Below are 10,355 nucleotides of genomic sequence, written 5' to 3'. Positions count from 1 at the left end.
CACGAGACCCCGGGCGGTAAGTGCCGCCCGGGGTCTCTGTGTGACATGACGTGACGTCTGTCAGCCGGTTCAGCGGCGGGCTGCGGCTGGTGTCATGCCCATTCCACTCCCAGCCCGGTGAGGGCCTGGCGTTGTTCGGGGGTGAGCTTGTCGCGTCGGCTCTTGGTGTTGCTGATGAACACACCGAGTTTCACCACGTGCTGTTGGCCGTCGATGTCGACGGGTTCTTCGTGTTTCCTCGGGACAGGACGCTCGTGTCCTTCGCGCTGGAGGTACTGCGCAAGGGCCGCGACCCCCCGTCGGAACGGCGCCGACAACCCACCCGTCCCCTTCGCCACGCGTGTTGTCACCGGGGCGGGTTCCGGCGCGTCGGGTGTTACACCGAGCCTGCCGAGCCGTTCCTGTTGCACGGCACTCAGCTGTGCCCAGGTGTGTGCCTTCCGCTGTTGCGCCAGCCATTTCCCCAGGTCGTCGCCTTCGAAGAGGACACCGGGCTGGATGTCGGGGAGGGTCCCGCCGGTCTCGGTGTCGGTGAGGTCGGCGAGGACCCGGTAGTGGCGTTGCCAGTCGAGTGGCCACGGGCAGTTCCAGTCCTCATCAATGGCAGCCAGCTGCTCGGCCCGCGTCCCGGCCCGTTCCGGGTCCTTGCCCAGGCCGTCTTTCCTTCTCAGGTTGGCCATGAGCTGCCCGATGGCCACCAGGTCGTCGTCCGCCTCACCCCATACGGCGTCCTGCCGCGGCGCCAGGTGTCCGTGGGCCCGGTGGAAGGATCGGAGCGCGGCGAGTTTCGTCTCCCACGCTTCGTCGCCGGGTTCCCAGACCATGCCTTCCTGGTCGAGGAGTTCCTTGCGGTGGTCGTCGAGCTCACCGGCGCGCAGCGCACGCCGCTGCTGGTGGACCCACCGGCCGAGCGGGAACCGCACCACGCCGACCTCGGTCTGCGTCTCGTACGGAACCGCGTACAGCCCCGCGATCTCGTGTTCCTCGCGCCACCGTCGCAGTGCCTGGTATCCGTCGAGCCACACCAGTGACTCCGGCCGGAAGACCCGGGTCCGCAGGAACGCCGCGATCGTCGCCGGATCACGTGGGGTCGAGAAGTGCAGCAGCGCCGACTCGACCACGGCCTCCGTCCCGTCCTCCAGGGCGACGACCTCACCCTCACCCTCGGCCCGGACGACCCGCCCGTCCTCGTCCCGCTGAACGTGTACGGGCCGTTCCCGGCTGCTGCGTGTCAGGGCGCGGGAGGCGAGTTGCTCGACCAGACGCTCATCATGAGAGCGGAGGCCCTGAAGCAAAGCGACAAGGGGTGCGTACGAGGCGGAGGCGACCATGTCGGTGGGGTCCTCGCCGGGGTGCAGGAAGACCGGGACGATGATGCGGGCGACCTTCGTCGTCCCGTCCGGATTTGGGCGCAGCGCTCTGCCGATGTTCTGGACGATCTCGACCTGGGAGCCGCGGGTGTCGGCGAAGCAGACGGCTTCGACTCCTCGTTCGCCGACGATGTCGACGCCTTCGCCGAGGATTCGAACGGAGGCGAGGAACGCCCGGTGGACCCGGCGGTCCTCCGCATCGATCCCGTTGGCGAACTGGCGGAGGACTTCGCGCCGCTCGGACACGAGGTGGTCGCCGCACAGCCAGTTCGCCCAGACCCGGTCCGGTGGGACATGCCGGTACGGTTCCAGGTCGTAGAGCTCCGCCTTGATCGAGGACGTCGGCAACTTGGCGGCGTCCTTGAGGAACCGTCCGACGCCTCGGTGGCGTAGAGCTCGGCGGCGGTCTCGGGCAGCTTCTCCGCGAAGACTCGGGCCTCCTCGACCCGCTGGTGGAACGTCAGCACGGTGCGCAGATTGTGGGCGGCCGCGTGCTCCAGGAGCGCGGTCTGCAAAAGGGCGAGGCGCCGGCCGCGCAGCGCTTCCTCGGACACACCGAGGACCGGTTCGGGGTCGCGGATCTCGATCACGTCGATCTCAAAGCCCGCGAGTACGCCCCGTTCGACGCTCTCCGAGAGCCCCAGCTCGAAAATCCACTCGCCGTAGGGGCCTGCCGGGTCGGAGGTCATGCTCGCGATCTCCAGCTCCTTGCCGTCCTTGCCCTTCTGCGGCCGCGGCGAGGCCAGGATCCGGGGTGTGGCGGTGAGGTACAAGCGGAAGGCAGCCGGGATCCGCTGGTTGTCGTGGATCGCCGCCCACGGACGACCAAGATCACCCGCCGTCGAGTGAGCCTCATCGATGACGGCGAGGTCGAAGCCGCTCATGGACTGCCCGTACAGCCGCTCACCACCCGCGAGAGCGGCCTCCAGAGGCCCCCGCACCCTCTCCTGACCCACCGGGGCATCGACATCCTCCCGGTCCACGAGGGAGGCGTACGTGGCGAACACCACCACCGGCCCGCGCCCGGCCCACAACGCCAACTGGATCGGGTTCGTGGTCGTGGTCACCCCGAGCGCCTCCAGGACGTCGCCCTTCTCCAGCGAACACACCGCCACCATCGGGGAGCGGTGCCCGACCCTGCGCCACACCAGAGCGGTCTGCACGAGCAGGTCCAGGGTGGGGACCATGACGAGGATCCGCCCGTCCCGGAAGTTGTCGAGCGCGGCCCACGCGGCGGTGATCGTCTTACCCGACCCGGTCGCCGACACGACCGTGGCACGGGCACCACCCTCCGGCACCGTCACCCGTGCAGGGAACCCCACCCACTTCCGGATACGCGCATTCGCATCCACCTGGTGCTCCCGAAGCCGAATAGCAGGCATTTTCTGACGTCCCTTTCTAGAAGTTGTGCGGCGCGAACGCCGAAACGGCGAGGACGCCCTCCGAGTCGACCACGACGTGCTGAGCGAGCTGGGCGAGGACCTGCTCCACGATGGGACCCGTGGGCTCGGACACCGCAAGAAGCCGGCGGCCGACGATCCACACGGGCGGGGTCAGTCCCTCATCATGCGCAGGGCGATGGGGCGTGACACGGCCGGGGCGGCGCGGCGGGCGAGCTCGTTGGCGCCGTGCCCCCGGGACCGGGCGCTGCGCAGGGCTTCGGCGAGCTGGTCTTCGGCAGCGCTGGTCTGGGCGGCCAGCCATCGCATGCGGTCGCGTGCGGCGTCCACGCCGTCGAGTTCGGCGGCCGGGGCGTCCAGTTCGGTGCAGTCGACTGTGGTGACCGGTTGGTCAGGCGTGTCGGCGAAGGCGACGATGACGCGGAGCTTGGGGTTTCCGTACTCGTCGGTGAGGTCCTCGTCGCTGATCCAGTTGCGGAGCACGGTCCGGCCGTAGTCGCCGGTGGTGCCCTCATGCTCCTCCGGGGCGTCGCCGGTGATGACGGTGAACCATTCGGGCTGCTCGCCGGAGGCGGCGGCTTCGATCGTGTACAGGAGCTGCATGAGCGGGTTCCTCCCGTTGCTGCGATACCACCACCATAGCGGTCAACGCCTTGATCAGTCAAGGCGTTGATCACCTATCTGGGTGGGGTTTCACCCGCCCCGCACCCCTTCTTCCCACCGGGCTGCCCCGCCATAGTGGGTTTTGCAGTGTCCGCGAGCGTGGTGCGGCTGGTCACAGCCGTCCTTGCTGCACACAGGACGCGAGTGCTTCACGACAGGGCTGCCGTCGCCGACCACTCCGGCGTGGATCTGCTCAGCAGTCGCCTCCTGGTCGCGCTTCCGCGCCCGCAGATACCGCATGTAGTGCGAGCCTAATGGTGCAGTCGGGTATCGGAACTCTCCGAATAGCTCGAGCCCAGGCGGCATCGTGCTGTTCCTTTCCTCCAACGAGTGGTGCTGTGGCGGGAGCTGGCTGGGAAGCCCGTGATGCTCACGCACGGAAACAACGGACGTCCACGAAGTCCATGCCAGCGGCCTTGGCCGCTTGTACGCCTTCGATCGAGTCTTCGTAGACCAGGCAGCGGGCGGGTGCGACGGCGAGTCGGGCCGCGGTGAGGAGGAAGAGCCCGGGGTCCGGTTTGCCCCGAGGGGCGTCTTCACCGGTGATGACGTCAGTGAACAGAGGGCGCAGGCCGGTGGCGTCGAGGCCGGCGTGGACGGCTCGGCGTGCACCGCCCGAGGCGATGGCCAGGGGCAGGCTGCCGTGCAAGGTCTCGGCAAGTTGTACCACCGGCTGGTACGTCTGCAGTCCGGCGATCTCGTCGAGGATCAGGTCGAGACACTGGGCGACAACCTCGTCGATCGGCACGTGGGTTCCTGCGGCGGCGGCCAGTTCGCTGATCAGCTCTGCACCGGAGGTCCCGATCCTGGACGTGTAGAACGACTCGTCCATGGTGAGACCCCAGTTGGCACAGGCGCGGGAGAGTCCGCGGAAGTTGAGGGGATGGCTGTTGACGAGCGTTCCGTCCCAGTCGAAGAGCACCGCGTCGTAGCGGTCCGGGGCCGGAGGATTCCCGTGGTCGCAGGCGCCGGGTGCCGGGCAACTGGAGTCGGGTGGCGAAGCGGCGCCGAGCGGGTCGCGTTCGTGTGGTGAGGTGGACGAGTGCTGGTCGGCCAGGGGGCCGATGTGGGGGTGACGTGCCTGCATGGGGGCCTCGCTGTCGCGATGTCAGGTGGTCTTCGTGATCAGGTCTCGTGCGTGGCGCTGGGCAGCCACGGGGTCGGGCGGGGTGGCGGTGACCGCTGACATGAGCCGTCCGAGGAGGTGAACGGAGCGGTAGGCGGTCAAGGTCTCCTCTGAGTGCGGGATGCCGTGGTTGGTAAGGAGTCGGCTCAGCTGGGCCGGATGGACGGCGAAGGCATGAGCGGCCCGTGCGTAGTCGAGGCTCGGGTGCCCGTAGATCGCCAGCTCCCAGTCGAGGCCCGCGGTGCCGGCTGGTCCGAACAGGAAGTTCCCGGGTTCCGGATCGTTGTGCAGGAGGCGAGGCGCGTCCGGCTCGGGCGGGGGCGCACTCGCCAGTGCCGCGGCTGTAGCGGCGGCTTCGTGGAATCCGTGGCGGGCGAGCGCGGCCTGATAGGAGACGAGCCGCTCGCGCAGGTAGTTTCCCCAGCTTGCGGCCACCGGGTCGAAGAGACGTCCGAAGCCGGGGCCGGTGATGTGGTGGACGTGATGCAGGTAGGGGATGACCCGCCGCAGGGCCTCCTCGCCACTGCCCGGCGCCGTGCCGTGCAGACGTCGCACGATCAGCAGCCGGCGGCCCCGGACGGAACCGCCAGCGAGTACGGACGGGGCTCGTATGCCGGCCTCGGAAAGCCTCTGAAGAGCTGCCTTCTCGGTGTGGGCGCGCCAGGGTTCGCGGTAGACCTTGGCCACGGCGCCTGGCAGGCGGAGAAGCCGGTTACTCGGGGGAATCACTGTGGTGCTCATCGGCTTGAAGCGGGGGTGCTGAAGGCCGCGCGTACGGTCTCGGTGACGGCGGCGTACGGGGTACGGGTGCCGAAGCGCAGGCTGACGGCCGGTCGGTCGGCGAGGGCACCGACGACACGGGCTCCGTTGCGCGCGAGGTCGTCGGGGCTGCTCGTCCGGATGCCGAGCCAGTCGCTGACGTAGATGTTGTCGCCTGGCGACATGCACTGAGCGCCCAGCAGCTCCCGGGCCGACTCTGGGCGCATCGTCTGCAGATGTAGCTCCTGGGAGCCCTGGATGACCTGTGGGAAGACGACGAGATCCACGGTTGAGGTCGTGGCCAATGGGGTGCCGGTGCGCTCATGCCATTCGGAGGGGAGGATGTGCAGTTTGTTGGAGCCGCGGAAGTTTTGCCAGTCGGAGTTCATCGTGGACTGGGGGCGCGTGAGGTCCCACTGTTCGGCGCTCGCGTATCCGAGTGCTTGCAGGGTGCCGCCGTTGAGCCGGATCGGGCCGGGCATGGCGACAGCCTGCGGAGCCGCACCTGGGAAAGCGGCGATCATGGTGCGGTCGTTGGAAAGGAAGGCGCCCTTCGCGGTCGCGGCCAGCGCGAGCGCGAGCGTGGACTTGCCGGCGCCGGAGTCGCCGACGACCAGGATGCCCCGGCCGTCCATGGTGGCGGCCGAGGCGTGCAGGCACACCCAGCCGTCGTCCTCGGCCCGCCGGTAGCCGATCTCCCGCAGATGCCGGGCGGCGTTCATCGTGGCGTCGGTGTCGTCGCAGGTGATGACGGTGAAGCTGCCGGGGTGGCGGACGATGAGTTGCGGCGCGATCCCGGCATCGGGATCGGTCAGGAGTACCGGGCCGCCGGGCATCTGGTGCCACGCTGCCGGGGCACCGACGTGCATCAGTGCAGGGCGTGGTGCTCCGGTGCCCCGTGAACGGACACCCTCGGCAAGGGCCGCGACGTGAGCACGGGGCAGGGCGAGACAGCGCATCGTCGCGGTGACGCCGGTGGCTGCGGTGTCGGGGCGTACGACGTTCCACAGGTTGCTGGGCGGCGTGAACAGGCGCTGTACGTAGGTCGTTGCGGTGCTGGTAGATGCGAGCACCGAGATCGTGAGACCGCTGAGCCGGACGGTGATCTTCTCGGTGCACCATGCGTCGAGGGAGGCCGCATTGGTGTTGCCGTCGAGGAAGGCATCGAGCATGGGTATGACCTGATCAGCGGCGGGCATCGGCATCTCCGGCTGCGAGGAAGTGTTCGATCTTGCTCTGGCCGTTGCGGGCGTGCGGGATGTGGTGTGCGGTCAGGACGGCGGCGATGGTGTCGGCGGTCTGGGCTACGGACTGCCGTACCTGGGAGGCGGTCGCGGTGACGGGGGCGGCGGTGAAGCAGGCCGCGTACTCGATTTCGACCTGCTGCAGGGTTCCGGGGTGCGGAGCGAGGGTGGTGGTGTCGACGGTGACGGTGGACCAGTGGCCGTCCGTGTCGGCGGGCGAGGGCAGGTCCCAGGTGGCGCGCTGGAGCAAGCCGGCATGAATGAGGCGTGGGTGGCCGAGGACTTCTGCGACCTGGGCCAGGGCCTCGTCACGGGTGGAGGCGGGGCGGATGGTCTTGTGGAGTCGGCCGTCCTTGAGGACTTTGGCCTTGGCCCACCAGGTTCCGTCGGAACGGGGTGTGAGGGCGGCGTATTCGCGCCGTCCGGTGCCGGGCGGCAGATAGATGTCCGAGCGCAGGATGCGCCGGTGGATGGTGGGGCCGCTGACCGGCACGCCGGTAGCGGGCAGGTGATCGCGCAGCAGACGGGCGACCGCGACGGGATTGGACGGGACGGTGAGGGTGATCTTCTCCTCGGCCTCCGGGCCGTGTCCGGAGCGATGGCCGGGGCGGGGCAGTGGGAAGTTCACCGCAGCACGCTCATCGGCGATGAGGCAGGCCCACGCCGTGAGATCTGCGGACGTGTCGGCGGCCACGGTGGTGCGGTGGAAGGCTGCCAGGACGACGGCGTCTGGACGCCATTCCACGGTGACGAAGGAGACGGCCTCACCGGTGGATTTGTCGACATGGCAGGCCCATAAGGGGACGCGGACCACCCCGGGGACGGTCTCCTTCGGCCGGCCGTCGTTGGGCCCGTGCCACCGCTGACGGCGCAGGGTCGGCCTATCAAGTACGAGAGCGGGGCCGGACACGGGGACGCTGAGATGGGCGAAGGCGACGCCGCGGTCGGTCGGCGAGTCGGTGGTGGCCGCGACGAGAAGCACGAGTGAGTCCCTTCGGATGGGCTACGGCCGGGTGAGGATTGCGCGCCATACCGAGCGTTGCCCCGGGTCTCCCGGGCTGAGGTACTGCACGGCTTCCCCGCTTGGGACGAGTTCTGCGGCATGGATGAAGCAGAGCAGGTCCTCGGGGGAAAGGAGCGTCATGTGCTGGCCGTTCGGCAGCGCGTACCGGTCGTCGCCGAGGGGAGTGAGGCACGGGTCGAGGTGATGGGCGGTGAAGAGGTTCAGCGACAGCGTTCCGCCGGGGAGAAGGACCCGGTGCAGCTCGCGCAGCGCCGTGGCGAGGGCGTCACGGTGGTGGAGGTTGTGCAGGACTCCGTGGCACACGACGAGGGACGCCCTCCGGTCGTCCAGAGGGAGGCGGGTGACGTCGGCTTCGACGAAGGCTGTCCGGGGTCCGGCGTGGCGGCGGGCCTGGTGCAGTATGCCGGGGTGCAGGTCGATCGCGAGGACCCGGTAGCCCGCGGCGGCCAGGGCGGGCACGTTCCGGCCAGCACCGCAGCCCGCGTCGAGCGCGAGGGCGGTGTCGGGCACCGGGGCGGTGAGCAGATCCGCGAGGTAGGGCGGCGTGGGCAGCTCGGCGAAAGCGGCGACCGTGTCGCGGTCGTTCCAGTAGGTGCCGGTGGGCGCCGGTTCAGTGTGGGTCACTGTTCCTCCTGGCCGTGGAGGGTGTAGCCGCTGTTCCACGGTCGGCAGCGCACGGTCCGCAGTCCCGCGTCGGCGAACGCCTGCTCGCACCGTTCGGGCGTGCGGGTGAGGGCGGAGAAGGTGGGACCGACGGAGGACAGGGTGAGGACCTCGGCGAGGTGCTCGGTGAAGATGTGTTCGACCTTCTCGCCGGTGGCCAGCAACTCGGGGTGGCAGAAGGCGCAGTTGGCGAGGCTCCCCATCCGGAAGCGGTAGTCGAACAGCAGGCTGCCGAGCGGACCGAGGTCGCCGTCGAGCAGGGCGGGCCAGGCGTCGTGCAGGAGACGGTAGGCGATCTCGGGGCCGTACGTGCGGCCGGTGGTGGTGAAGGCGTCGAAGTGGCGGGCCTCGGCGGCGAGGCTGTCGCGGGCGTCCCAGATCACCGGGTCGTGGGGCATGCCGAGCACGATGTGCATGTCCTTGGGCAGTGCGGCCTGCAGCAGCGGCACATGCGCGCCGGCGATCACCTGGACCGCGCCCGGTATGAGCCCGGCCGTCGCGGATCCGCCCAGACACTGGACCGGCAGAAGGTGAGCGTCGTCGTGGTCGATCTCCTCACCGTGGTTGAGTGCCAGGAACTTGACGAGCCGGCGGGCGGGAACGGGATGTCCATAGAGCTCGTTGACGGCCGCGGCTACGGCTGCGATCTGCCCGCTGCTCGAGCCGAGTCCGAGGTGCGCGGGCAGGTCCGGGGCGCTCACCCGTACCCGCAGCCGCTCTCGGGTGCCGAGTGCCGTGCGCATCAGAAGCGCGGCGTGCCGGGCAAGGACCGGGTGGTCGCAGTCGGGGGTGGTCTGGACGGCGGGTCCGTTGCTGACGATCTCGACATCGACGCGGCGCATGAGGTCGCAGGCGAAGAGGAGTTCGCCCGCGAGGTAGGCGCCCTGGCTGGGAACGATCTTGCTGGAGTCCAGGGCCATGGCGTTGATGCGGCTGGGGTAGTCCAGGCGTACGTGATCCGCAGCCGGCTGTGGCGGGTGGCTGGGCCTGGGGTCGAGCGCGAGCGGGGAGCGTGGGGCGCCGAGCGGGAAGGGCGGAAAGTCGCTGTCGATGGAGGTGCTCATACGTGACTCCCGGGGCTGAGAAGGGCGCGGGCACTTTCGGTGACGTCGAGCAGGCGGTCGAGGGCGCTGGTGGTGTAGCCGCCGCTGCCGAGGGCTCCGTCATCCCGGACGGCCATGTTGTCCCGTGCGAGTTGGCGGTGGGGCAGGCGAAAGCGCAGCAGGTCATGAATGAGCAGGGCGACGGCCGGCCGCAGGTGCGGGCGGTGGCGGGCGAGGCGGGCAAGACCCGGAGTCCGGCGGGCTGCGTCGACCATGGCACGGTGGTGCGGCGGCAGGTAGAGGACGTTGTCGGTGAGGTACTGCTCGTACCAGGCGGCGAGGTTGCCGGTGGCGGCCTGGCTGAGGATCATCACGTCGAGGACGAGCAGGGGCATCTGGGCGCCGCCCGGCGCGTAGTAGGTGGTCCCGTCGATGTCCAGGGGCGGGTAGTACGGACGCAGGAGACCGGTGAAGTTCTGCGGTGTCAGCGTGCGTTTGACCGCCAGCAGATGTGCTGCGAAGGCTCGCAGCCGCTCGTGGACGGTCGCAGCGAGCTCGTCGGCCGCTTCCTGGTTGGCGGCCTCCGGCATGCCCGCGCAGTGCCGGATCGCGTCGTCGAGGGCGTGGCTGGCGTCGGTGACCTCGTCGATGAAGACGTGTTCGCCCGGGGTGTCGGTGAAGGAGCGCCTTCGGGGACCACGGGGGTTGCGGGTCGTGTAGGAGTACACGGTTTCCCGAGGGACCTCGTCGGCTGCGGCGCCCAGGTGGAGCATGGCCGCTTCGACGGCGGGCAGCGGGACCCGGCAGGAGGTGTGGCGGGCGAGGGAGGCGGTGATCATACCCAGGTCCCGTAACGCCGCCCGGGCGGGGGCGACGTCACGGATCGAGGCTGCGTGCCGGGAGAGGCGCTCGGCCCGGGTGTGCAGCCACCTGGTGTCGGCCGCGATGTTGGCCTGGGGCAAGGCCCTCATCACCGCGTCGGCGCCGAGCGGGTCGAGCGTGGCCGTGATCGAGTCGAGGTCGTGGGTGAGCGTCATAAGTCCTCTCCCGGCTCCCGGTGTCC

Annotated in this window: 8 protein-coding genes and 1 pseudogene; all 9 read right to left on the bottom strand. The window is 69.5% G+C overall.

Annotated elements, in window-relative coordinates; genetic code table 11:
* Positions 1-92: 92 nt before the first annotated feature.
* The 9 genes and pseudogenes from OHA98_RS41735 to OHA98_RS41695 all read right to left on the bottom strand — a co-directional run bounded on the left by OHA98_RS41735 (position 93) and on the right by OHA98_RS41695 (position 10,329).
* Positions 93-2,752, bottom strand: a pseudogene (locus OHA98_RS41735) (Helicase associated domain protein).
* 171 nt (positions 2,753-2,923) lie between these two features.
* Complete coding sequence (locus OHA98_RS41730; protein WP_266933639.1) at positions 2,924-3,373, bottom strand: hypothetical protein; 450 nt, start codon at positions 3,371-3,373, stop codon at positions 2,924-2,926.
* Between the two features lie 430 nt (positions 3,374-3,803).
* Positions 3,804-4,520 carry an HAD family phosphatase gene (locus OHA98_RS41725; protein WP_266933638.1) on the bottom strand — a complete coding sequence of 239 codons (717 nt, stop codon included), beginning with the start codon at positions 4,518-4,520 and terminating at the stop codon, positions 3,804-3,806.
* A gap of 21 nt (positions 4,521-4,541) precedes the next feature.
* Entirely contained in the window at positions 4,542-5,300 is a 759-nt protein-coding gene (locus OHA98_RS41720) for a phosphotransferase (protein ID WP_266933636.1), read from the bottom strand.
* Positions 5,297-6,517, bottom strand: a complete 1,221-nt coding sequence (locus OHA98_RS41715) for a hypothetical protein (RefSeq protein ID WP_266933634.1) — start codon at positions 6,515-6,517, stop codon at positions 5,297-5,299. Before OHA98_RS41715 ends, OHA98_RS41720 begins: the two co-directional genes overlap by 4 nt.
* Positions 6,504-7,544 carry a hypothetical protein gene (locus OHA98_RS41710; RefSeq protein ID WP_266933633.1) on the bottom strand — a complete coding sequence of 347 codons (1,041 nt, stop codon included), beginning with the start codon at positions 7,542-7,544 and terminating at the stop codon, positions 6,504-6,506. Before OHA98_RS41710 ends, OHA98_RS41715 begins: the two co-directional genes overlap by 14 nt.
* Positions 7,545-7,565: 21 nt before the next feature.
* The gene (locus OHA98_RS41705) at positions 7,566-8,210 is read right to left on the bottom strand and encodes a bifunctional 2-polyprenyl-6-hydroxyphenol methylase/3-demethylubiquinol 3-O-methyltransferase UbiG (RefSeq protein ID WP_266933632.1); all 645 of its coding nucleotides are present in this window, start codon (positions 8,208-8,210) and stop codon (positions 7,566-7,568) included.
* Entirely contained in the window at positions 8,207-9,313 is a 1,107-nt protein-coding gene (locus tag OHA98_RS41700) for a hypothetical protein (protein WP_266933631.1), read from the bottom strand. Before OHA98_RS41700 ends, OHA98_RS41705 begins: the two co-directional genes overlap by 4 nt.
* Positions 9,310-10,329: a monodechloroaminopyrrolnitrin synthase PrnB family protein gene (locus tag OHA98_RS41695; protein ID WP_266933629.1), complete on the bottom strand. Its 1,020-nt coding sequence runs from the start codon at positions 10,327-10,329 to the stop codon at positions 9,310-9,312. Before OHA98_RS41695 ends, OHA98_RS41700 begins: the two co-directional genes overlap by 4 nt.
* Positions 10,330-10,355: the final 26 nt, after the last annotated feature.

The sequence above is a fragment of the Streptomyces sp. NBC_00654 genome (assembly GCF_026341775.1).
GTDB lineage: Bacteria > Actinomycetota > Actinomycetes > Streptomycetales > Streptomycetaceae > Streptomyces.
This window is presented reverse-complemented; position numbering and strand designations above follow the sequence as displayed.

Excerpts from the sequence above, each read along its gene's own strand:
- OHA98_RS41730 (WP_266933639.1), bottom strand. The coding sequence starts at position 3,373 with ATGCAGCTCCTGTACACGATCGAAGCCGCCGCCTCCGGCGAGCAGCCC.
- OHA98_RS41725 (WP_266933638.1), bottom strand. The coding sequence starts at position 4,520 with ATGCAGGCACGTCACCCCCACATCGGCCCCCTGGCCGACCAGCACTCG.
- OHA98_RS41720 (WP_266933636.1), bottom strand. The coding sequence starts at position 5,300 with ATGAGCACCACAGTGATTCCCCCGAGTAACCGGCTTCTCCGCCTGCCA.
- OHA98_RS41715 (WP_266933634.1), bottom strand. The coding sequence starts at position 6,517 with ATGCCCGCCGCTGATCAGGTCATACCCATGCTCGATGCCTTCCTCGAC.
- OHA98_RS41700 (WP_266933631.1), bottom strand. The coding sequence starts at position 9,313 with ATGAGCACCTCCATCGACAGCGACTTTCCGCCCTTCCCGCTCGGCGCC.
- OHA98_RS41695 (WP_266933629.1), bottom strand. The coding sequence starts at position 10,329 with ATGACGCTCACCCACGACCTCGACTCGATCACGGCCACGCTCGACCCG.